Annotated in this window: 22 protein-coding genes; 16 read left to right on the top strand and 6 right to left on the bottom strand. The window is 68.6% G+C overall.

The genetic code is table 11. The features are described 5' to 3' along the window. The first annotated feature begins 1 nt into the window (after position 1). The 5 genes from ON23_RS08650 (at position 2) to ON23_RS08630 (ending at position 6,170) form a co-directional block, all read left to right on the top strand. On the top strand, positions 2 to 1,366 hold the full coding sequence (locus ON23_RS08650; RefSeq protein WP_039777362.1) for an NtaA/DmoA family FMN-dependent monooxygenase: 1,365 nt from the start codon (positions 2 to 4) through the stop codon (positions 1,364 to 1,366). Next, positions 1,363 to 2,496: an LLM class flavin-dependent oxidoreductase gene (locus ON23_RS08645; RefSeq protein WP_039777361.1), complete on the top strand. Its 1,134-nt coding sequence runs from the start codon at positions 1,363 to 1,365 to the stop codon at positions 2,494 to 2,496. The genes ON23_RS08650 and ON23_RS08645 overlap by 4 nt, the downstream gene beginning before the upstream one ends. Positions 2,497 to 2,586: 90 nt before the next feature. Then, complete coding sequence (locus ON23_RS08640) at positions 2,587 to 3,450, top strand: alpha/beta fold hydrolase (RefSeq protein WP_039777359.1); 864 nt, start codon at positions 2,587 to 2,589, stop codon at positions 3,448 to 3,450. Positions 3,451 to 3,911: 461 nt separating this feature from the next. After that, entirely contained in the window at positions 3,912 to 4,892 is a 981-nt protein-coding gene (locus ON23_RS08635; protein ID WP_063821235.1) for a terpene synthase family protein, read from the top strand. 144 nt (positions 4,893 to 5,036) lie between these two features. Beyond that, positions 5,037 to 6,170 (top strand): polyprenyl synthetase family protein, encoded by a 1,134-nt coding sequence (locus tag ON23_RS08630; RefSeq protein WP_083903778.1) that lies wholly within the window; start codon positions 5,037 to 5,039, stop codon positions 6,168 to 6,170. Positions 6,171 to 6,241: 71 nt separating this feature from the next. Here ON23_RS08630 and ON23_RS08625 read toward each other — a convergent pair whose 3' ends face one another. Beyond that, a complete protein-coding gene (locus ON23_RS08625; protein ID WP_039777380.1) occupies positions 6,242 to 8,155 on the bottom strand; it encodes a vWA domain-containing protein in 1,914 nt (637 codons plus the stop codon). Between the two features lie 143 nt (positions 8,156 to 8,298). On the opposite strand from ON23_RS08625, the gene ON23_RS08620 reads away from it, so the two are divergent. The 5 genes from ON23_RS08620 (at position 8,299) to ON23_RS08600 (ending at position 12,957) form a co-directional block, all read left to right on the top strand. Then, complete coding sequence (locus ON23_RS08620) at positions 8,299 to 8,937, top strand: TetR/AcrR family transcriptional regulator (RefSeq protein ID WP_036501446.1); 639 nt, start codon at positions 8,299 to 8,301, stop codon at positions 8,935 to 8,937. 137 nt (positions 8,938 to 9,074) lie between these two features. Then, entirely contained in the window at positions 9,075 to 9,893 is an 819-nt protein-coding gene (locus ON23_RS08615; RefSeq protein WP_039777355.1) for an SDR family oxidoreductase, read from the top strand. Between the two features lie 37 nt (positions 9,894 to 9,930). Then, a complete protein-coding gene (locus ON23_RS08610) occupies positions 9,931 to 11,154 on the top strand; it encodes an acyl-CoA dehydrogenase family protein (protein ID WP_039777353.1) in 1,224 nt (407 codons plus the stop codon). A 1-nt stretch (position 11,155) separates the two neighbouring features. Further along, complete coding sequence (locus ON23_RS08605; RefSeq protein WP_039777350.1) at positions 11,156 to 11,926, top strand: SDR family oxidoreductase; 771 nt, start codon at positions 11,156 to 11,158, stop codon at positions 11,924 to 11,926. 35 nt (positions 11,927 to 11,961) lie between these two features. Continuing rightward, complete coding sequence (locus ON23_RS08600) at positions 11,962 to 12,957, top strand: phosphotransferase family protein (RefSeq protein WP_373282178.1); 996 nt, start codon at positions 11,962 to 11,964, stop codon at positions 12,955 to 12,957. Between the two features lie 10 nt (positions 12,958 to 12,967). Here the strand turns inward: ON23_RS08600 and ON23_RS08595 are convergent, their stop codons facing one another. Then, positions 12,968 to 13,948: an Acg family FMN-binding oxidoreductase gene (locus ON23_RS08595; protein WP_039777379.1), complete on the bottom strand. Its 981-nt coding sequence runs from the start codon at positions 13,946 to 13,948 to the stop codon at positions 12,968 to 12,970. A gap of 162 nt (positions 13,949 to 14,110) precedes the next feature. Then, positions 14,111 to 15,265, bottom strand: a complete 1,155-nt coding sequence (locus ON23_RS39565) for a PucR family transcriptional regulator (protein WP_039777347.1) — start codon at positions 15,263 to 15,265, stop codon at positions 14,111 to 14,113. Between the two features lie 438 nt (positions 15,266 to 15,703). Here ON23_RS39565 and ON23_RS08585 point away from each other — a divergent pair, with 438 nt between their 5' ends. The 4 genes from ON23_RS08585 to ON23_RS08570 all read left to right on the top strand — a co-directional run bounded on the left by ON23_RS08585 (position 15,704) and on the right by ON23_RS08570 (position 18,487). Beyond that, positions 15,704 to 16,246: a DUF8020 domain-containing protein gene (locus ON23_RS08585; protein WP_039777345.1), complete on the top strand. Its 543-nt coding sequence runs from the start codon at positions 15,704 to 15,706 to the stop codon at positions 16,244 to 16,246. Positions 16,247 to 16,450: 204 nt separating this feature from the next. Continuing rightward, a complete protein-coding gene (locus ON23_RS08580; RefSeq protein ID WP_039777343.1) occupies positions 16,451 to 17,368 on the top strand; it encodes a DAPG hydrolase family protein in 918 nt (305 codons plus the stop codon). A 26-nt stretch (positions 17,369 to 17,394) separates the two neighbouring features. Next, positions 17,395 to 17,601 (top strand): hypothetical protein, encoded by a 207-nt coding sequence (locus tag ON23_RS08575; protein WP_039777341.1) that lies wholly within the window; start codon positions 17,395 to 17,397, stop codon positions 17,599 to 17,601. A gap of 94 nt (positions 17,602 to 17,695) precedes the next feature. Next, positions 17,696 to 18,487 (top strand): tetratricopeptide repeat protein, encoded by a 792-nt coding sequence (locus tag ON23_RS08570; protein ID WP_039777340.1) that lies wholly within the window; start codon positions 17,696 to 17,698, stop codon positions 18,485 to 18,487. A 70-nt stretch (positions 18,488 to 18,557) separates the two neighbouring features. Here the strand turns inward: ON23_RS08570 and ON23_RS08565 are convergent, their stop codons facing one another. Beyond that, positions 18,558 to 19,346: an amidohydrolase family protein gene (locus tag ON23_RS08565; protein ID WP_039777339.1), complete on the bottom strand. Its 789-nt coding sequence runs from the start codon at positions 19,344 to 19,346 to the stop codon at positions 18,558 to 18,560. Positions 19,347 to 19,444: 98 nt separating this feature from the next. Between ON23_RS08565 and ON23_RS08560 the strand changes: the two genes are divergently transcribed. After that, a complete protein-coding gene (locus ON23_RS08560; RefSeq protein ID WP_051042260.1) occupies positions 19,445 to 19,846 on the top strand; it encodes a MerR family transcriptional regulator in 402 nt (133 codons plus the stop codon). Here ON23_RS08560 and ON23_RS08555 read toward each other — a convergent pair. Beyond that, positions 19,822 to 20,562 (bottom strand): M50 family metallopeptidase, encoded by a 741-nt coding sequence (locus ON23_RS08555; RefSeq protein WP_086006867.1) that lies wholly within the window; start codon positions 20,560 to 20,562, stop codon positions 19,822 to 19,824. The two genes, ON23_RS08560 and ON23_RS08555, sit on opposite strands and share 25 nt — an antisense overlap. Positions 20,563 to 20,685: 123 nt before the next feature. Here ON23_RS08555 and ON23_RS08550 point away from each other — a divergent pair, with 123 nt between their 5' ends. Next, positions 20,686 to 21,021, top strand: coding sequence for a hypothetical protein (locus ON23_RS08550; RefSeq protein ID WP_051042257.1), 336 nt, complete (start codon positions 20,686 to 20,688; stop codon positions 21,019 to 21,021). Between the two features lie 44 nt (positions 21,022 to 21,065). Here ON23_RS08550 and ON23_RS08545 read toward each other — a convergent pair whose 3' ends face one another. Beyond that, the gene (locus ON23_RS08545) at positions 21,066 to 22,619 is read right to left on the bottom strand and encodes a succinic semialdehyde dehydrogenase (RefSeq protein ID WP_039777338.1); all 1,554 of its coding nucleotides are present in this window, start codon (positions 22,617 to 22,619) and stop codon (positions 21,066 to 21,068) included. Positions 22,620 to 22,628 lie beyond the last annotated feature (9 nt).

The raw sequence follows: 22,628 nt of genomic DNA, 5'->3' as shown, positions 1-22,628 counted from the left end.
GATGCCGAAACAACAGGTACGCAAGCAGATTCACCTGGCCGCCCACTTCCCGGGGGTGAACAACACCACGGTGTGGAGCGTGCCGGAATCGGGCAGCCAGATCGAGTTCGACTCCTTCGTTCACCTGGCGCGCACCGCCGAGCGCGGATTGTTCGACTTCTTCTTCCTCGCCGAGGGGCTGCGCCTGCGCGAACACCGCGGCCGGATCTTCGACCTGGACGTGGTCGGCCGTCCCGACACCTTCACCGTGCTCGACGCGCTCGCCGGGGTCACGACCCATCTCGGCCTGGCCGGCACGATCAACACCACGTTCAACGAACCCTTCGAACTCGCACGGCAATTCGCCAGTCTGGATCACCTGTCGGGCGGGCGGGCCGCGTGGAACGCCGTGACCTCGTCCGACGCGTTCACCGGTGAGAATTTCCGGCGTGGTGGCTATCTGGACCACTCGCAGCGCTACGTGCGCGCGGCGGAAGTGGTCGACGCGACCCGCGCGATCTGGGACAGTCGCGCCGGCGGGGCGCCGGTCGTCGACCGCGAACGCGGTGTGTTCGGCGGCCCGGCGCCCCGATTCAGTTATCGCGGCACGCAATTCGATATCGAGGGCGTCTACGGATTGCCGGCGAGCCCGCAGGGGTATCCGGTGCAGATCCAGGCCGGTGATTCCGAGGAGGGCCGGGAATTCGCCGCCGCGAAGGCCGATGCGATCTTCAGCCGCCACGGCGAACTCGAGGACGGGCGCCAGTTCTACACCGACATCAAGACCCGGCTCGCGAAGTACGGCCGCCGGCGCGACGATCTGAAGATCCTGCCCGCCGCGACGTTCGTGCTCGGTGACAGCGACGCCGACGCGCAGGAGCGGGCGCGGGAGATCCGGCTGCAGCAGGTCGGACCGCAGACGGCGATCGCCTTCCTCGAACAGGTCTGGGGCCGTGACCTTTCCGGCTACGACCCCGACGGCCCGCTGCCCGAGATCGATCCGGTCGACAACGCGAACATCACCCGTGGACGTGTCCGGCACGCCAAGGACCCGCGCGCGATCGCCGAGGCCTGGCGTGCCAAGGCGGAAGCCGAGAAGCTGAGCATCCGGGAACTGATCATCGAGGTGACCGCGCGCCAGCAGTTCGTCGGCACGCCCGCTCAGGTCGCCGCGGAGATCGATCGATACGTGCAGTCCGACGCCGCCGACGGCTTCGTGCTCGTCCCCCATCTCACGCCGGCCGGACTCGACGAATTCGTCGACAAGGTCGTTCCCGAACTTCAGGACCTGGGCAGTTTCCGAACCGAATACACCGGTGTAACCCTGCGCGAACATCTGGGGCTGCGCCATCCGCATCGCGGCAGCGAAGGAGTGCGAGCGTCATGACCGTGCCGTTGTCGATTCTGGATCTCTCCCCTATCAGTGCCGGGTCCACACCGCGGCAGGCGCTGCGCAACACTGTCGATCTGGCCCGCCACGCCGAGTCGTGGGGTTATCGCCGATTCTGGGTCGCCGAACACCATTTCGTCGCGGTGGCTTCCTCCGCGCCGACCACGCTCATCGCCTTGATCGCGGCCGCCACCGACACCATCCGGGTCGGCTCGGCCGCAGTGCAGGTCGGCCACCACACCTCCGCGGCGGTGGTGGAGGCGTTCGGCACCATCGACGCGCTGTATCCGGGACGGCTGGATCTGGGCCTGGGGCGCTCGGCGCATCGGATCGCCGAGGTGCGCTCGGCGGGGGTGAAACCGGTGCCCGCGCCCGACCGTCCGACCCGGGTGCGCGACGGTGTCGTGATCCCGCCGCCGTTCAGTTCCGGGCGGCTGCTCGATACCGCCCGGCTGGCGGCGAGTTTCGAGGCGCTGCAACTGCCCGGTACCCAGCCGCTGGACTACGGCCGTCAGGTCCGCGAGATCCGCGATCTGCTGACCGGGAACTACCGCAGCTCGGAAGGTATTGCGCTGCATGCTGTTCCGGGTGAGGGCGCCGAGGTTCAGCTGTGGCTGTTCGGGAGCTCCGGCGGTGAGAGCGCTCAGCTCGCGGGCCGGCTCGGACTGCCGTTCGCGGCCAACTACCACGTCTCCCCGGGCACGATCGTGGAGACGGTGGAGGCGTATCGCGCCGCCTTCCGGCCGTCGGCGGTTCTCGACCGGCCCTATCTGATCGTGTCGGCCGATGTGGTCGTCGCCGACGACGACGCGACCGCCGCCCACCTGGCCTCGACCTACGGCCATTGGGTCTACAGCATCCGCAGTGGCGCCGGCGCCGCCGAATACCTCGATCCCGACACCGCGCCCGCGTTGACCGAACAGCAGCAGCGCCTGGTGCACGATCGCGTCACCACCCAGTTCGTCGGAGCACCGGGTTCGGTGGCCGAACGGCTGTCCGCGCTACAGCAGTTGACCGGCGCCGACGAACTCGTCGTCACCAGCGTCACCTACCGGCACGAGGACCGGTTGCGCTCACACGAACTGCTCGCCGCCGAATGGGGATTACCGCAGATCCGCGCCGCCTAGGATCTACTCGCGGCGAGCCCTACCGGGCGGCCGATGAGTTTCGGGTGCGGAAGGAGTCTCCTCAGCAGACGCAAACGCAGAGGAGTCGCCGTGCCGCTTCATGGTCAACGCTCGCCCGAACACCTCGTCACCGTCGGTGACGCCGACCTGTGTGTCACCACCTTCGGAGACCGGCGACAGCCTCCGGTGGTGCTGCCGTCCACGTCGGGACTGTTCTGGGAAGACGAATTCTGCGACCGGTTGGCCCGGGCCGGCCGGTTCGTCCTTCGCTACGACATTCGCGACACCGGCCGGTCGAGCGCCTATCCGACCGGCTCCCCCGGCTACACCCTGCGTGACCTGGTTTGCGACATCGTCGGGCTGATGGACGTCTTCGGACTGCCGCGCGCCCACCTGGTGGGCTTCTCGGTGGCCGGATGGATCTGTCAGCTCGCCGCACTCGACCACGGCGACCGTGTATCGGCCCTGACCCTGATCAACACCCGTCCGACCGCGCCCGGCCCGGCGGATCCGGATCTGCCGGAACACTCCGACCGGATCATGGGCTTCTTCGCCGCGACACCCGCCCCGGACTGGTCCGACCGGGCCGCCGTGATCGACTATCGCGTCGAGCAAGCCCGGACACTGTCCGGCGCACGCGGATTCGACGAACAGCAGGCACGGCACCAGGCGAGGCGCACGGTCGACCGCACCACCGACATGGGCTCCAGCGTTCTCAATCTGGCGTTCGTCGAGGCCGGTGAGCGCTGGCGGGAGCGTCTGGGCGAGCTCACCGTGCCGACTCTCGTCGTTCACGGCACCGACGACCCGTTCTTCCCGTACGGCAACGGGCAGGCCATGGCCCGCGAGATCCCGGGCGCCGAACTGCTTCCGCTGCCGGGCATCGGGCACGAACTTCCGGCCTCGACCTGGGACCCGCTGCTGGCGGGCATGCTGGCACTCGAGGACGCGTAGAAATGAGCTCGTGATCCCGTCGACGGCGTCGAAACCCATTGGGCTAGCCTGCCGTAAACTCGGCGGTGGGCGGCGGAACGAGGGGGTCATGAGTTGTCCGTAGCCCAGGGACGGCTGTCAACGGTATGCGCCGAGGCTCGTGCGTGGCGATCGAGCGGCTGTTGCCGCCGGGCGGATACATCGGCGCGCCGATCTCGGCCGCGGGCACGAATGGTATTCCGCACCGCTCGTCGGCGATCGCCCGACGAATGCTCCCGTAACGGATGACTCCCCGCCATGGATATCCCGCGGTGCGGCGCCTGCGCGGTCGAATCGATAGCTCGATCATCGTCAGGCGCGAGATCGATCCGAATCCGTTGTGGCACTTCGCCTTGTCGTCACACCGGGTGGACCCGATATCGCAAACCGAATGCCCGGATTGCCGCCTTCACGTTAAACTGCTTGCGAGATAGGCGGTTTCGATGCATGTAACTGAGTTCTTCATGCCGTTCGATTCGGAGGGGGCCAATCCCGCCGAATCGGAGGCCGAGCAGGTCATGTGGGCCTGGCTCGAACGTTGTGATCTGGTTCCCTCGGAGCCGACTCGCCGGCGCATGCGCCGGACCCGGCCGGCTCGCATGTACGCGCTGTGGTGCCCGTACGCCGGGGTGGACGCGCTGGGATTGCTGAGCCGATTCACCGCGTGGGCTTTCATCGTCGACGATCAGTTCGACATCGAAATTCCCGACCCGGCACGGACCTTGGCGACCATCACCGAACTGGAGGAGGTGTTCGAATACGGTGCGCAACCGCGCGGGGTGCTCGCGGTGGCCTTCGCCGAACTCTGGCGCGAACTGTGCGCCGGACGCTCCAGCCAGTGGCGCCATGCCGTGCGCACCGAGCTCTCGGCGTGGTTGTGGACCTACTACACCGAGAGCATCGGGCGGCTCACCGATCGCTATCCCGATCTGGACGACTATCGGGCCCACCGGCGTGATTCCGTGGCGCTGTACGTATTTCTCGATATCAGCGAGATCGCGGAGGGCGTCGACCTGTGCGCGGCGGCGCGCGGCCTGCCGGCGTTGCGTGCGATACGGGAGGCGTCGGTCGAACATATGGGACTGTTCAACGACATCCTGTCCATCGACTCCGACGAGGCCTCGGAGTACCTGTACAACTCGGTGCTGCTGGCCGAACGGCAGCAGGGCCTCGACCGGAAACAGGCGGTCGAGGTGGTCGACCGGATGCTCACCGAATGTGTGCGCCGGATGCTGACGGGCATCGATGCGCTGCCCGCCGAGCTCGACGCAGCGGGCCTGTCCGGCCGCGAGCGCGCCGATATCCTCAGCACCGCAACCTGTTACACCCGGTATGTCCGAGCCAACTTCGACTACCACTATCAGGCCGCGCGCTACACCAGTGCACCGCGCGAGGCACTCGAACACGGCGCACCCCTGACCTGACGGCGAATCCGCGGGGCGTTGCGCAAACGCAACCCGGGCCACCGCCCGGCCCGCGGGTTCCGGTGCGACGATGAATACTTCACGCACCGCCGACCGCGACGCGGAGCGGGCGCGGCGGCTGTGCCCTAGCGAGCGGGGCCGGAAATGCGATCATCCAAACCCACCACCTACCCTCCGGAACAACGTCTTCCAGCACCGGACCGCAAGGATTGCGCGCTCCCCCGCGAACCCGGGCGCCGCCCACGCGCCACCACCGATGCCACACCGGGTGTGCGCTCTGCGGGCGCCTTGCTCGCCGATGCCCGCACGGCGATCGCTCCGGTCCTGCGGGCCGCGGTCGCGACGCTCGGTCACCCCCTGGACCGGATGGCCGGATACCACTTCGGCTGGTGCGACGCCGAGGGCAATCTGCGCGCCGGTGCGCACGGCAAGGGCTTGCGCCCGGCGTTGACCCTGGCCGCCGCGGCCGCTTGCGGCGCCCCGGCCGCCGATGCCGTCCACGCCGGTGCGGCGGTCGAACTGCTGCACAACTTCTCCCTCGTGCACGACGATGTGATGGACGCCGATCCGTTGCGTCACGGCCGGCCCACGGTCTGGCGGGTGTGGGGCACCACCAATGCCACGCTGCTCGGAGACGCGTTGCAGGCGTTGGCGTTCGCCGTGCTCTCCGACGGCGGGGTGCCGGAGGAGACCGGCGCCGCGGCGGTGATCCGGCTGGCCCGCACCGCCGCGACGCTGTGCCACGGCCAATATCAGGACTGCGATTTCGAGACCCGGCCGGATGTGAGCGTCGAGGACTATCTGTCCATGGCGGCGGGCAAAACCGCGGTGCTGCTGGGCTGTTCGTGCGCCTTGGGCGCGTTGTGCGCGGGTGCGGATTCGCGGACGGTGGCCGCGTTCAACACCTTCGGCCGCAATCTGGGGCTCGCGTTCCAGCTGGTCGACGACGCCATCGACATCTGGGGCGATCCGGCGGTGACCGGAAAACCCGCGCTCAGCGACCTCGCCGCACGGAAGCGGTCGTTCCCGGTGGTGTGCGCACTGGCCTCCGATACCGACGCGGGCCGCGAATTGGCCCGGCTGTACAACGAGCCGCGGCCGATGACCACGGTCGACGTAGCGCGTGCGGCCGAACTGGTCGCTGCCGCCGGTGGCCGTGAACTCACCCGCGACTACGCCGACCGGGCGTTGCGTTCCGCACTGGCCGGGCTGCCGTCCGGTATCGCCCGGGGCGATCTCGAAACCCTGGCACACGTGGTGGTGCGGCGAAACAGGTGAGCCGGTCCGTGATCACCGGCAAGCGATCACGGACCGGCCCTCGATTCCCGCGGTTCCTCGGTAGCGGCGCCCTAGGGGCGCGACTTCTTGCGGCGGCTCCGTATCACCACCAGCGCGCCGAGAAGCAGTCCGAGGAGGACGACACCGGCGATGACGGCGACGAGGACCGTCGACGAAACCCCGTCGCCGGATTCCGAGGCGGCCGATGCCGGCGATCGGCCGCCGCTGTTCGCCGAGGACGACGCGTCCGGTGACTGCGTCTCGTGCTCACCGAATATGCCTTTCGCCGTGGCGGATTCGTAATGCGGTCCGGGTTCGGGGGCCCCGCCGACGGTCACATCCAGGCGAATCGGGACCGGCGCACCGAGTCCTTCGACATTCGAGGCGCTGACGGAGACGGCGATGTAGTACCAACCCGCCAGGCTCTGTTCGGTGCCCTTACCGGCCCCGGCCGTGCGATTGCTGTAGCGTATCGGCAGCGTGGCCAGCGGATCGCCGGCCGGCATCGCCGCGGATTCTCCGTTGTAACCGGCGAAGTCGTGATCGATCTCGGTGCGAATCGGCGAGTACAGCGTGGTCGTGGCCCGTGACAGCCCGTCGAGTCCGTGCTTGTCGGAATCCGAAAAATTCACCCGGTAGGCGAGACCCTGCCCCCATCCGAGCGGTACCCGATAGAACACCGACTCGCCACGCTGCAGGGTGTCGGAATAGCTGCCGGAACCTTCCAATGTGGTTGCGGCATTGAACGATCCACCTCCCGTCACCGCGACGGTACTGCCGGCCGGTGGCGTGAATGCCGTCGGTGTGGTCGACGCGGGCGGGCCGGGGTCGTCGGCCGCAGGCTCGATTCCGAACAGCAACTCCATCGGCATCTGCTGCGGCATGTTGTCGGCGACGCCGTGCCACTCTGGTGCGAAGTAGTAGCGACCGCCGCCGCGGCACGCGTTCGCGGCGCTGTCGGATCCCGAGTCGGTCTTCGTCGCGCCGTCCCACGCCTTGGTGACAGTCAAGGCCACACCGTCACTGGTGTTCACGACCTGCTCGAACCCGAAGACGTTGCAGTCCTTGCCGTCCTCGCCGTAGACCCGCAGGTACAACACGCTGTTGTCGTTGCCGGACTGTTTCTGCCGCACATGAGGGAAGGCAACCGTCGCACTGAAGTACGCCATCGCACCCTGCGGCACGTCCAGGGCATAGTACTTCGTTTCGTGCTGCGCGATCGTGTCCAGATATTGACCCGGCGCCGCGATCGGCGCGTCTCGATAGGCCGCGGCGCCGGAAATCGGTGCCCCGATCGGCGTATAGGTGCGCAACGCCGCCTGGCTCACCCTGGGCAGAACGCGTTCGAGCGAGGTGCCGTCGGCGGCGTCGGTGTACGTACCGCCGGTCTGCTGCGCGATGCACGTGAGCTGTTTGCGCGCGGGCCCGTCGACACCGAATCCGATGGCGTGCACCACGATCCTCGCGCCCTGGCGCTCGAGTTCCCGGGCGACCTCACAGGGATCCGGTGGCGCGCAGGTGTCTTCGCCGTCGGAGACGAGGACGATCGAGCGCGGGCCCTCCTTCGGAAGCGCCTCGCCCGCCGCCCGCAGCGCGGCGCCGATCGGCGTGTATCCACTGGCCTCGATACCGTCGACGGCGGTGTTCACGGCGGCTCTGTCGAGGATGTCGGCGCCGCGCAGCGTGCGCACATCCGCACATCCGGCGGTCTTCTCCGCGTCCGACGATCCGGTTCCGGTCCCGTACACCGTCAGTCCCACTCGCGACCGCGGTGGGGCCGCGGCGACGAAACTGTGCACAGCGGCCTTGGCCGCATCCAGTTTCGTGCCGCCGCCGGGATCCGGGGCCCGCATGGATCCCGAAGCGTCCAGCACCAGCATGGTGGGCGCGTACTCGGGTTGCTGCTGCGCGTGCGCCGGCACCGCGGTGAGCACAACCGCCGCCGCTGCCGCCCCGAGCGTCAGCAGCTTCCTCAATCTCGACATACTCTCCACTCCGATGACTTCCAAGATCAACAGACCCTAATACGACAAATCCGGCTGCCTGCCGTCGAATCGGCCGCGTCGGCTATAACTGCTGCATGGGAAAGTTCGGCGAGGATGGTCGCAGTACGGACACGGCGCCGTCGATGGCCCGAACTTCCCTGCTGCGGGAATTGCCGACCACCGAACGCGGGCTGCGCACCCGCTCGGCGCTGATCGCCGCCGCCCGCCGGGTCTTCGAGACCAGTGGCTATCTCGACACCCGGCTGGTCGACATCACGACCGCGGCCCATTGCTCCTCCGGCACGTTCTATACGTATTTCTCCAGCAAGGAGGAGATCTTCGCGGCGGTCCTGGAGATCGCCCAGGAGGACATGTTGCATCCGGGGATGCCGCATGTGCCCGAGGCCGACGATCCGGCCGCGGTCGTCGCCGCGAGCAACCGCGCCTATTTCGAGGCCTATCAGCGCAACGCCAAACTCATGGGTCTGCTGGAACAGGTCGCCAATATCGATCCCGAATTCCGGGTGCTGCGCCAGCGCCGCGCCGAGGCGTTCATCGACCGCAACGCGCGCAGTATCGAATCGCTGCAACGGCGGGGACTGGCCGATCCGGAGCTGGATCCGCTCCTCGCCTCGCGCGCCCTCTCCGGAATGGTGAGCCGCCTGGCCTTCGGGCATTTCGTGGGCGGTGACGACACCGACCGTCCGGTCGACCTGGACGAGCTGACCTACACCGCGACCCGGTTGTGGGTCAACGCGCTGCGTATCCCGGCCAAGTCCTGACTCGCCGTTTCACCCTTCGGCACGGCGCAGACCTGCTACAACAGCTGAGTGCGGCGTCCGCGCAGACCCGAAATTGAACTTGACGTCGACCTCAACTACGGTGAGGTGACATCACGGACAGGGACAGGGGTACGGCAGTGCAGGTTGCGCAGAAAGTGGCCATCGTGACCGGCGGCGGAGGCGGTATCGGTGGTGCGCTCGCCGCCCGCCTCGCCGCCGCGGGCGCGCGGGTCGTCGTCGCCGATCTCGACGAGGCCGCCGCGAAGAGCGTCGCCGACGCGGTGGCGGCCGAGCATCCCGGCGCCTGCGTGAGCGCGGGCGCCGACGTCAGCGATCCGGAGGCGATCGCAAACCTGATCACGCTGGCGGAGAAGACGTTCGGCCCGGTCGACCTGTATTTCGCGAACGCCGGCATCGCCGGTGCGGTCGGGCTCGAAGTCGCCGAGGCCGACTGGGACCGCTCCTTCGATGTCAACGTGCGCGCGCACATCCGCGCCGCCACCCAGCTCGTGCCGCAGTGGCTCGAGCGCGGTGAGGGGTACTTCGTCAGCACCGCCTCGGCGGCCGGACTGCTCACCCAGATCGGGTCGGCCACCTACTCGGTGACCAAACACGCCGCCGTCGGCTTCGCCGAATGGTTGTCGGTCACATACGGCGACAAGGGAATTCGAGTCAGCTGCCTGTGCCCCATGGGGGTCGACACGCCCCTGCTGTACGCCGGGCGCGACTCCGGCGATCGGCTCGGCGAGGCCTCGACCCGGGCGGTGACCGCCGCGGGCGAGGTACTCGAACCCGCGCAGGTCGCCGACGCGGTACTGGCCGCGATCGACACCGAGCAGTTCCTGATCCTTCCGCATCCGAGCGTGCTCGAGATGTACCGGCGCAAGGGATCCGACTACGACCGCTGGCTGGCCGGCATGCGCCGCTACCAGCACAGCCTGCTCGACGAGAACTGAAGCCGCACACCAGATTTCACAACGATCAGGAGATCACATGTCGATGTTCGACATCTCCGAGCGGGCCGAGAAATATCGCGCCCAGCTGCTGGAGTTCATGGATTCGCACGTCTACCCCGCAGAGGCCGTCTACGACGAGCAGATGCGCGCCGCCGGTGATCCGCACTTCCAGCCGCCGATCCTCGAGGAGCTCAAGGCCGAGGCGCAGCGGCGCGGACTGTGGAATCTGTTCCACCCCTATCCGGAATGGGGTCCGGGCCTGACCAACCTCGAGTACGCACCGCTGGCCGAGATCATGGGCCGCAGCCACCTGGCGCCGGAGGCCTGCAACTGCAATGCCCCCGACACCGGAAATATGGAGGTCTTCACGCTCTTCGGCACCCACGAGCACAAGGACAAGTACCTGAAGCCGCTGCTGGCCGGCACGATCCGCTCGGCGTTCGCGATGACCGAACCCGCGGTCGCCAGCTCCGACGCCACCAATGTCGAACTGTCGATGGTGCGCGACGGCGACGAGTACGTCCTCAACGGCCGCAAGTGGTTCGCCTCCAACGCGCTGCATCCGAACTGCACCGTGCTGATCGTGATGGGCAAGACCGATCCCGACGCCGCGCCGCACCGCCAGCAGTCGATGATGGTCGTCCCCATCGACGCCCCGGGCGTGACCGTCATGCGCGGCTTGCCGGTCTTCGGCTACCAGGACCGCGAAGGACATGCCGAGATCGATTTCCAGAATGTCCGGGTACCGCTGAAGGACGTGCTGAAGGGCGAGGGTGAGGGCTTCGCGATCAGCCAGGCCCGGCTCGGCCCCGGCCGCATCCACCACTGCATGCGGGCCATCGGAATGGCCGAGCGCGCACTGGAATTGATGTGCCGGCGCGCGAGCACGCGCATCACCTTCGGCAAGCCGATCGCCGCCAACGCCAATATCCAGGACTGGATCGCCGAGGCGCGCATCGATATCGAGATGATCCGGCTGCTGACCCTGAAAGCGGCCTATCTGATGGACACCGTCGGCAACAAGGAAGCCCGCACCGAGATCGCCGCGATCAAGGTGGCCGCGCCCAATATCGCCCTGAAGATCGTCGACCGGGCCATCCAGGTCCACGGCGGCGCCGGTGTCACCGACGACTTCCCGCTCGCCATGGCGTGGGCGCATCTGCGCACGCTGCGGCTGGCCGACGGGCCCGACGAGGTGCACAAGCGCACGCTGGCCCGGCAGGAACTGCGCAAGTATCGAGATGTGAAGGCGGACAACTGATATGCCGAATGCGGATCTGACCGGCCGCACCGCGATCGTCACCGGCGCCTCGCGCGGCATCGGCCTCGCGACCGCGCAGGCCCTCGCCGCGGCCGGGGCCGATGTGGTGCTGACCTCGCGGGATCAGGAATCGGCCGACGCCGCGGCCGCGCAGGTACAGGGCAGCGCGCTCGGTATCGCCGCGCACGCCGTCGACGAGGATGCCGCGCGCGCCTGCATCGACCGCACCCTCGAGCGGTTCGGCAGCGTCGACATCCTGGTCAACAACGCCGGCACCAATCCGGCGTTCGGCCCGGTGATCGATCAGGACCACGGCCGGTTCGCCAAGATCTTCGACGTCAACCTGTGGGCGCCGATCCTGTGGACCTCGCTCGCGACCAAGGCGTGGATGGGTGAACACGGCGGCGCCGTCGTGAACACCGCCTCGATCGGCGGGATGGGTTTCGAGGCGAACCTCGGCCTCTACAACGGCTCCAAGGCGGCGCTCATCCACCTCACCAAGCAGATGGCGCTGGAGCTGTCCCCGCGGGTCCGGGTCAACGCCGTCGCGCCCGGTGTGGTGCGGACCAAACTCGCCGAAGCGCTGTGGCGTGAGCACGAGAATCTGGTGGCCGACGCGACCGCCCTGGACCGGATCGGTGAACCCGACGATATCGGCTCGGCCATCGCGTTCCTGGTGTCCGACGCGGCGCAATGGATCACCGGTGAGGTGATGGTCATCGACGGCGGGCAGCGACTCGGCCACCCCGCGGCATTCCGGACGGCGCCGTGACCCTGCAGCAGCTCCGCGGAATCGACACCGCGGCGATCACCCGGTGGATCGATGGGCTGGGCGTCGGGCCGACCGGCGTCCCGACGTTCACCCGCATCGGTCTCGGCCAGTCCAATCTCACCTATCTGGTCGGCGACGACGCCGGGCACCGGTGGGTGCTGCGGCGCCCGCCGCTGGGCCGGCTGCTGGCCTCCGCGCACGATGTGGTGCGCGAGTCGCGGATCATGTCGGCGCTGGCCGGCACCGATGTCCCGGTGCCCGGAATCATCGCCGTCACCACCGACTCCGAGGTCTGTGACGCGCCGGTGGTGCTGATGGAATACGTCGACGGACAGGTCGTGGACACCATGGAGGTCGCGGAGTCGCTGACCCCGCAGCGACGCCTGGCCATCGCCGAATCCCTGACCCACACGCTGGCGCGCATCCACGCGGTCGATCTCGAGGCGGTGGGGCTGGCGGATCTGGCCAGTCACAAACCGTATGCGCAGCGGCAGCTGAATCGGTGGTCGCGGCAGTGGGAGCAGTCGCGCACCCGCGAGGTGCCCGAACTCGACGACCTCACCCGCCGGCTCGCCGAATCGATTCCGCCGCAACGGGAAACGACGCTGGTGCACGGTGACTTCCATCTGCGCAACGTGATCACCTCCCGGGACAGCGGCGCGGTGGTGGCCGCACTGGACTGGGAACTGTCCACCCTCGGCGATCCGCTCGCGGATATGGGGAGTCTGCTCGCCTACTGGGTCCAGCCCGGCGAGGACATCGGCGGCGACTTCCCGGCCTCGGCACTGCCGGGCTTCCCGAATCGAGCCGAGATGGCGCGCGCCTACCTCGACGAGACCGGACGCGATCGCGACGCCCTCACCTTCTGGCATGTGCTCGGATTGTGGAAACTCGCGATCATCGCCGAGGGGGTGATGCGGCGCGCGGCCGATACGCCGGGCAACAAGGCCGCCGCGGGCACGCCGACCGTCGAACGCATCGACGCGATCATCGCCCACGCCCGCGAGATCGCCGCCGACGCCGGGCTCTGACGGGCCGCGATCAGTACGCCACGGCGGCCGCGGTCACCTCGGTGACCGGCCGCCGTGGCGTATGCGGCAGTGGTGCGGCGCCGGAGGGCAGCCAGCCCAGCCGCACCATCGTCTGCGGGTACGCGCATTCGGCGAGCACGTGGCGGCGCATTTCGGCGCGCAGATCCGGCATGGCCAGCGGTTCGGACTGCAGACTCGACGACAGGCCCAGCGTGGTCGCCGACAACAGCAACGCGCTCACGGCCTCCCCCGCGCGCAGCCGCGCGAGGCGGTCGTCGCCGGTCGTGCACACCACCAGCCATTCGGCGGCCTCGGGCTCGGTGGCGGGGTCGGCCAGCTCCGGCGACTCGAACCGCCGCTTGGCGATCTCGTCGTCGGGCCGCGGCGCGGGGGTGTTCGCGGCCGGAACGCCGTCGGAGGTCCCGTGCCGCCCACTCCAGACCGCCAGCTCGTGCAGATAGGCGGGGTCGGCGGCGTGCCGTAGCGTCGCGGTCCGGGCGGCGTCGGCCAGTTCCGGGCGCAACTCCGGCGGAATTTGCCGCGCCGCGGCGCCGTAGGCGCGGGCATCGGCGGACACCTCACGCACGAACGCCTGCGGCACCGGACGGGTGCTGTAGCGGCGGCGATCGGACTGCCGGTGGGCGATCGCCGCGGCCAGGTCGATATCGCGCCCCGACGGTGTGCGCGGGCGCATCGTGATCGCCGCGAGGTGGTCGGGATCGCTGTCGTCGGGAAGGTAGCCGACCTGTGCGGACCAGCCGAGCATCGCCAGCGCCACCCGCATGTGGTGCAGCGCCGCGCCGCAACTCAGCAGCAGTGCGCGCTGGGCCGGATCGGTCACGGTCAGCTGGCGGGACTCGTCGGCGTGCAGGTGGATGGTCTCCTCGCGCAGCGACCACCGCCACGGCTGAGTGTTGTGCACCGAGGGTGCGCGTACGGCCATCTCGACCGCATCGGCGAAGACCGCGGTGAACGGATCGGCGAATGTCATGATGCCGGTTCTGCCTTTCGAGCGTCGCACGGACATACCGGGACGATGACCGGCGGTTATCGGCCGCCGCATCCGGTCCCTCTATCGATCAACCGCCGGCACGGCCGATTGGTTTCGTAATAGTTCACAAAATCGAGGGGCATGAACTTGTGACCCTTGTGCTCAGGATTCGGCGGCGCCGGAATTCAGCTCTCGATAGCGCAGCGCCCACCACACCTGCTGCGCCACGTGCGGATCCTTCAGCGACGCCCCGGTCAGCTCCTCGAATCGGGACAACCGATAGCGGACCGTGTTGTGGTGCAGGTACAGCCGATGCCCGGTTTCGCTGGCGTTGAGGCCGGCGGCGATATATGCGTCGACGGTGTCGAGTATCGAGCCGGCCTCGGCGTCGTCGAGCGGAGTGATGTAGCGCAGCAGCAGGGCGCTGCCCACATCGCTGTCTCCGACCACGGCCGGTAGGACGCCGAGATCGGTGAGGGTGTGGCGGCCCGCTCGGCCGAACAGCCGGGCGGTCTCGGCGACCCGGCCCGCGACACGCAGGGAACGCGGAACCCCTTCGAGCGGACAGGCCGGACCGACGCCGAGGAATACTCCGGCCGAGGGCGCCGAATCGTCGTGCGGATCGCAGATGCCGACCACATCGCGGTCCAGGATCGCCACCACGCCGCGCGGCGGGCGGAACCCCGGCCGCTGCCGCAACTCCCATTCGGTGTGCTCGGGTTCATCGGTGATCGCGCGGAAGGCCGCGTACGCACCGTCGAGGCGCAGCCCGATGTATTGCGCGCGGCGGCGCAGTTCCCCGGCGGGTAGCGCGCCTTCGGCCAGTGCGCGCACCATATCGTCGCGCCGGGTGTCGAGACGGCGGGTGATCTGTGCCTCGGCCTCGCGATGGCCGGAGCTGTAGGCGACCGTAGCCGCGTCCGAGGCGCGCAACAGGGCTGCCAGCACCGACATCAGCGCCGCGCCCGGCCGGGTCGCCCAGTGTTCGGAGGTGCCGATGCGTTCGATCACCTCCCCCACCACGATCTGCCAGCCGCGCAGCATCGCGTCGAGCGGGACACCCAGTTCCGCACGCAGTGCGCCGTACGCACGGAAGTCCGCGAGTTCTTGTTCGTCCAGTGGCCGGTCGGCCGAAGTGGCGCTGATCAGACGATCCACCGCGTCGGCGATCGAGGGCACCAGGGCTGATGCGGCAATCCCCCGGTACGCCGGAATCTCGCGCTGGAGCCGGTGGCAGACGTGTTCGGCGAACGCGCCGGGATCGCCGATCGCGGAGGGCCGCAATCGCGGGCGCGTCGCACTGTCGTCGTCGCTCACATCGGTCGACGATACGGGGAGCGGAGGTGGAAACGGTGGTGGTTGCGGTCCGGCGGCCGAGTCGCAGTGCCACCATCGGCGCAGTTCCGAGCGTTCTCGACGCCGACCCGGGTGGTGGCGAGTCACCTCGGCGGTGCGGTTGAAGGCGAACGGCGACGTCGGTCGAGTCGAGGGCGAAGGCGGTTGACATCGGCGGCCGGGAATATCGCAGTATCCGGCCGGCAATCGTGCCGATCGCATGCCGCTGTCCGTAACGAGCACCGACAGTGCGCTTTTTCGGCGAATGGCAAGCAAACCTATTGTGCGGGAGCATGTTTCGGTCGGCACGAATCGGAAACCGAACACCGGCGCGGTATCTGGGTAAGAATGGGAGCGGCCGAGATCCGGCCACAGGGGACATGTCGGCCCGGCCGGGCCGACGGATTGTGGGGAAAGATCATGAGAGCCAAGAAATTCGCCGCCACCGCGCTGCTGGCCGTCGGCGCCACCACCGCGGCCGCCGGCGTCGTGCAGGCCGCACCGGCCACGGCCTCCGAGATCGCGGTGCGCGGTGTCGAACAGGGCGTCGGCTTCGTGACCGCGCCGACCGCAGACCACACCGGTCTGACGACCACCGTGGACGCCGGATCCTTCACCGTCACCGGTGATTCGGTCACGCTCATCGATGCCGCCGGCCGTGCCGTGGCCTCGGTTCCGCTCGGCCTGCGTACGGCCTCGGGAACCGTCGGCCTCACCCCGCGCGTCGAGAATGCCGGCCGCACGCTGACGCTGACGCCGCAGTCGGCGACCGAGCGCACCGCACAGGCCATCGACGAAGCCTCCGACACCCTGGCCCGCAAGCAGTACAACGCGGGGGTCGGCGCCCTGGTCGGCGCCGGAATCGGTGCGGTCCTGGGCTTCTTCCTCGGTGGCGTCGGCGCCCTGATCACCATTCCGATCGGCGCCGGGATCGGCGCCCTGATCGGCTACTCCACCCCGTAGCCGGCAACCTCGCGGCCGTGCGGCCCCTCGCCCGGCGAACCCGCACGGCCCGCGGGGGCCGCATGATCTCGATGTGCGGCCGTACTGGGAAAAGTCATCATCGGACCGCCGTCCCATCCGTGAACGCGCCGCCGTTCACGAATGCTGTTGGGAGCCGCCACGATCGGCACATGCGCGCGCCGCATCCAGCAGTAGCCTCGTCGCATGGTGACACCTTCGGCCCTGTCGCGGCGCCGGGCGCTGACGCTCGCGGCCGCCGGCGCGGGCGCGCTCGCCGCGGCCCGATCGCCACTGGCACGCGCCGACGGACCCGACAACGCACGCTACAGCGGATATTCCGCGCAGGATCGCGCCCAGCCGTATGCGCGTTTCATGACCGAACACACCGTCGCGCCGCAGTCGGCGGTCACGTCGGCGTACGCGGGTCCGCCCACCCCGCCGGATCGCATTCCTCCCTTTTCCGCACTGACCACCGAGCTGGGTCCCTCCGGCTACGCGCCGATCGAAACCGGCTACGGACAGACCGATTCCGGAATCGTCTGGGTGGCGGTGCGGACCGAGATGCCGCGGGTGACGGCCGCCATGTGGGACTGGTGGTTCGGGTGGCATCTGGTCGAATCGGCCCGATACAAGCTGTGGCATCCGGACGCACACCGGTACGCGGAGGTGGCGGCCGACCGGACCGGTGCGGCGATTACGGACCGGCAGCGGTACATCGGCAACATCTCCTACGTCGACGAATACATCGGGCCGAAGTTGCAGCAACTCGCCATCGCCTTCCACGATCCGGTCGCCTACGGCTTCACCGTGCCCGACGAGCACACCGTGGTGTTCGGCCGGGTCGGCAGCAGCATCGCGCCGGTCGATCTGGGCTGGCTGGCCCACCAGGTCCGCCCGATTCCCGGTGGATGCGAGATGCGCAGTCGCTTCTACCTGCGCATCTACGGCGTTCACACCCTCGATCCGGTGCACGCCGCGCGTGCGGTGCAGCGCGGTGCCGCCGCCGACGCCGGCGACCTGCTCCCCGGACTCGACCTCGCGCGCGATCTGCTGTTGCACTGCGGGCAGGAGATGAATCATCTGGCTCGCTTCCTGCCCGAGCTGTACCACGAATTCGCCTGACCGGTTCCCGCCGTCACAATGGTGAGGTGCCCGACGCGCCGACCTCCCCCGCCGTCGCCGCGCTGATCCGCTGGCAGGACAGCGGCGGCGTCTGGCGAGTGCTGGGCCGGCGCGGCGCGCACGTGACGATCGGGCTGTTCGAATGCACCGGCGGCGACGAGGTCGACCGCATCGTCTCCACGGACCCGGCCTTGCGGGCGTTCGTGGGGCAGCGCGCCGACAGCGAGGACTGAAACCGACAGTTCGGCACCATTTTCCGGTCGCAGGGACTACGGTGTGCGCGGCAACGCATCGATTCCCCCTACGGCTACGGCGAAAGGCGGCGCGATGGCCGATACCGGTGAGGCGAATCGTCCCCTGGCCGAGCGATATCCGGGCACCGAGCCGGTCGGCTGGCATGGTGTCACTGTCCACCCGATGTACTCGCAGCGCCTGGGCGCCGAAACGACGGTGGTGCGGTTGGTGCTGCACGCCGCGGCACCGCCGCCGGGATTGCTCGGACTGGGCATCGGGGTTTCGGTGATCGACGGATATGCGACGTTGCGCGGGCACCGGCTGCCGGGCGTCGACGTGTGGAGCGATGCCCTCGCCGAAGGGACCGATCTACACCTGTCGGGAACCGGCCCGGCGGCCGCCTACACCCTCACCCCGGTCTGGATGACGGCCACGGGCGCGGTCGAATCCTGGACGGGCAACTACGGACTCGTCATCGAACGCGGCGCGGCCGATTCGATGCTGCTGCGCTGCAGTACCGGGGTCGGGGATCCCGATTTCGAGGAATTGGTGGTCGCGATGACCGTCTCCGTCGACGCCGGTGGTGAGCAGGACCGCTTCCGCGCCACGCTCTATCACCTCGGAGTGGAGGCGCACACTCGCGGCGACGTCGACCGGGCCCGGCGGATGTGGCGCCAGGCGGCCGATCTCGGACATACCGCAGCGGCCTATGATCTGGGTGTACTCGGTTATCGGACACGCGAATTCGACGAGGCGCAACGCTGGTGGCGCCTGGCGGCCGAACAGGGCGATTCGCGCGCGATGGCCGGTCTCGCGGAAGTGCTGGAGCGCCGGGGTGATCCGGATGCGGCCCGGCGGTGGCGTGCGCAGGCTCAGGATCATTGAGCCGTCGAATGCCGCGCCGCCGCCCGACGCCTGGTCGGTGCCCCGCACGGTCGCCGGGCGGCTGGGCGGTTCAGAGAATGCCCAAGAGCTGTCCCAGGTTTCCTCCGAGCACCAAGTCACGCACCTCACCGGGAGGGGTGACCCGTTCTACGGTCGTGCGGGCGAGCACCGGATCGCCGTAGGGAGCATCCGAGCCGAACAACGTTCGCTCCGGAATTTCGCGGATGGCGAGCCGCACCGCGAAAATGATGTTGGCTGTGGACAATTCCAGATACATACTCGGTGTGTCCTTCACCATTTCGATCGCCGCCATCCAGTTCGTGCCGCCGAGTTGGCTGACCACCAGCGGAACCGCCGGGTATCGCGCCGCGAGACGGGACAGCGTGCGCAGGTCTTCGCCAGTGGTGGGGGCAGATCCATGGACCACGACCGGCAGCCCGCCGTGGTCGTGCGCCGCGGCGAGCACGGGCTCGATCCGGGCTGCCTCACCCGCGGCAGGGGTAAGTTCCCCGATGCCGCGCAGTCCGCGTCCCACCACCTCGCGGTCGATCAGAACGGCGATGTCCTCCGCGGGCAGGTCCACCGGTATGGAGCCGAACCCGATGAACCGGCTCGGGTGCGCGGCCAGGGCCTCGTGAAGCTCTGCCCAGGCGGTGCGATATCTGTCGAGGCTGTTCTCACCGCCCGCCAGAGCGCTGTCGAGAACGCCCATCTCACGGCGTAGTGATACAAGATCGACGGCCCGCTCCGGATGCGGTCTGGTCCCGAAGAGCACAGCGCGATCCACTCCCGCATCGTCCAGAGCGGCGAGGTGGCTTTCGACCGGGTCGTGGACATGACTGTGGGCATCGATGATCAAAGGTTCCTCCAGGAGAGAGCGGGCCGCTGGAATGCGGCAGGGCAGGCCCACTGTTGCTCCTTGACACTGTTGGAAGGTCAAGCCCGAGAGGAAAGACGGTGCTCATCGGAGAACTGGCCAAGCGGACCGGAACCAGCGAACGCCTCCTGCGCTATTACGAACGGGCGGGGCTGCTCCATTCCGAGCGCCGGTCCAACGGGTACCGGACCTATGACGAGACCGCCACCACGACGGTCCTGCGAATTCGGGCTCTGCTCGCGGCCGGTCTCCCGACCCGTATCATCCGCCAGATACTTCCCTGCACCGACGCTGCGGCCGCGGTACTGCCCTGTCCCGGCGTCTTGGACGCGCTCCGCGCCCAGCTGCGCGTCCTCGACCAGCGATCGGCCGAGATCGACACGGCCAGAGACGTGCTGCGGCAGACCATCACCACCGCGGAAACCGCCGCCGCACGTGCGGCGCTACCCCGAACCTTTCAGGCGGCCGTGCCGCCGAGCTGAATTCCGAGCAGCTCACCTGCCCCCACGACCAGTGCCGCGAGGGTGAGCAGGCCGAACACGAGGACCCACAGCCGCGCCGGAATGTGGGTGAGCCACGCCAGCTGGTCGGCATCGGATCCGTCGCCGCGCACCGACACCTGCCACAGTTCGATCACCGCGCGCACCCCGCCGAACAGCAGGAACCAGGTCACCACATAGCCGAACACGCCCTGCCACACCGCCGTTCCGTACCAGGACACCGCGAAGGCGGCGCCGCCGGCGCAGATCACGGCGAGGAAGCCGAACAGGTTGCGGATCACCACGATCAACACCACCAGCGCCGCGATGAGAATCCACAGCATCAGCGTCTGGCGTCCGGTGCCGAGCAGTATCGCGAATCCGAGCCCGACCGCCGAGGGAGCCGGATAGCCCGCCAGGGTGGTCAGCACCATCCCGAAACCGCGTGGCTTGCCGCGGGATACGGTCACACCCGAGGTGTCCGAATGCAGCCGGATACCGCTCAGGGTGCGGCCCGTGCAGATCGCGACCACCGCGTGGCCGATCTCGTGGGCGATCGTCACACATGTCCGCAGCACTCGCCATACCGGCCGATAGAGCACCACCGCCGCCGCCACGGCAGCCGTCGCCAGCACCACCCATACCGGCGGCTGTGGGGAGATCGTCGTCAATCTATCGGTTACCGACGACACCGCATCGGCCGTTCGAGACAGCTGCACCGCCGTAGGGTAGCGGTCCGTCCGATTCGGCCGGATACGACGGGGTATTCGGCCGGTGAACGCTTAGGCTTGCGGTCGAATTGCCGGGATCGGCCCGGCACGCGGCCTCGACGAGGAGAACAGATGACATCCAGGGCCCATCGCAGCATCGCCGCGCTGTTCGGCACCATCGCAGCGGCCACGGTGACCGCGGGCCTGCTGAGTGGATGCTCGGACGTGCAGCGCGCGATCAACAAGGGTGGCGACACCCCGTGCAGCGACTATGTCAAACAGGACGCCGACACCAAGCGGGTCACGATCACCAAATTCGTGAAGCAGCAGACGAACAACGATCACGAGCCCGCCGGCACCCAGGTCGACGCCACCATGACGGCGGTCGATTTCCTGTGCGCCAACCAGCGCAACGCCGATACGCCGATCAAGAACGCGAATCTGACCGGAATCTTCTTCAACCAGTGAGCGCGCGGGTCGGTCACCGCTGCCCGGTGACCGACCCGTCCGGCTCAGCGCCCGGGCAGGAAGCGGAAGCTGCGCGCCAGCATCATCAGCAACGCCTGCCACTTCGACTGCGGAATGCCCAGCGGCGCATCCAGATTCATTCCGCGAGTGACGACCACCGTTTGTGGTTCGGTGAACTTCAGCAGTCCGTCGGGACCGTGGCGGCGACCGACCCCGGAGATCCCCATACCGCCCATCGGGGCGCCGGTGCTCCCCCACGCCGGTGCGTAACCCTCGTCGACACAGACGGTCCCGGTGCGCAGCCGGGCCGCAATGGCCTGACCCTCGGACGCACTGCTCGCCCACACGCTGGCGTTGAGCCCGTATTCGGTGTCGTTGGCGCGGGCGATCGCCTCCTCCACGTCGGCGACCGGATAGATCGAGACCAGCGGGCCGAAGGTTTCGTTGCGGCCGCATTCCATCTCGTCGGTGACATTGCTCAGGACCGTGGGCTCGAAGAACAGCGGGCCCAGATCGGGCCGGGCGTTGCCGCCGGCGAGAATTTCGGCGCCCTTGGACGTGGCGTCGGCGACGTGCTTGGTGACCGTCTCGAGCTGCGCCGGTGAGATCAGGCTGCCGATATCGGTCGAGAAGTCGTAGGCCGCACCGAGTTTCGCGGCCCCGACCGCCTTCACGAACTTCTCGCTGAACTCCGCCGCGATCGACTGCTCGACGTAGATCCGCTCGATCGAGATACACAGCTGGCCGGCGTTGGAGAAGCAGGCGCGCACCGCCGCCTTGGCGACCTTGTCCAGATTCGCGCCGCGAGTCACGATCATCGGATTCTTGCCGCCGAGTTCGGCCGAGAATCCGATCAGCCGCTTACCGCACTGCTGGGCCAGCTCGCGCCCGGTGGCCGAGGAGCCGGTGAACATCAGGTAGTCGCACTGGTCGACGATCGCGGTGCCGACCACGCCGCCCGGTCCCGGAATCACCTGCAGCACATCGCGGGGCAGTCCCGCACGCAGCAGCAGTTCCACGCTCGCCAGCGACGAGAACGGGGTCTGGCTGTCGGGTTTGACCACGACCGCGTTGCCGGCCAGCAGCGCCGGGATCGCATCGCCGATCGACAGCACCATCGGATAGTTCCACGGCGCGATGACGCCGACCACGCCCTTGGGCTGGGTGCGCACCTGCGCGCGGTTCAGCACCGGGAACGCGCCCGGCACCGAATGCGGCGCCAGCAGCTTCGGCGCCACGCGCGAGAAGTAGCGGGCCGCGAACATCATGCCCAGGATCTCTTCCTGCGCCGCCCACCGGGCTTTGCCGGTTTCGGCCTGGATGACGTCCATCAGAGAGTCGCGTTCGCTGATGATCAGGTCGCGGAAACGTTCCAGCACCGCCGCCCGCTCCTTCGGCGTGCGTTTCGCCCAGTCCGCCTGGGCGGCGCGGGCGCGGGTGAACGCGGCGCTCACATCGTCGGCGGTCCCCACCGGCACCTCGCCCAGCGGCCGCCCGGTGAACGTCTCGGCGATGGTCTTGTTCGCGTGGTCACGGGCATCGTCGACGGACGCGAACGCCCGCAGACGCTCGAACACCGCAGCTTCCGGTACGGGCATCGTCGCCTC

The sequence above is a fragment of the Nocardia cerradoensis NBRC 101014 genome (genome assembly GCF_000308535.1).
Lineage (GTDB): Bacteria > Actinomycetota > Actinomycetes > Mycobacteriales > Mycobacteriaceae > Nocardia > Nocardia cerradoensis.
The sequence above is the reverse complement of the archived record's forward strand: the minus strand, read 5'-3'. Positions and strand labels throughout refer to the sequence as shown.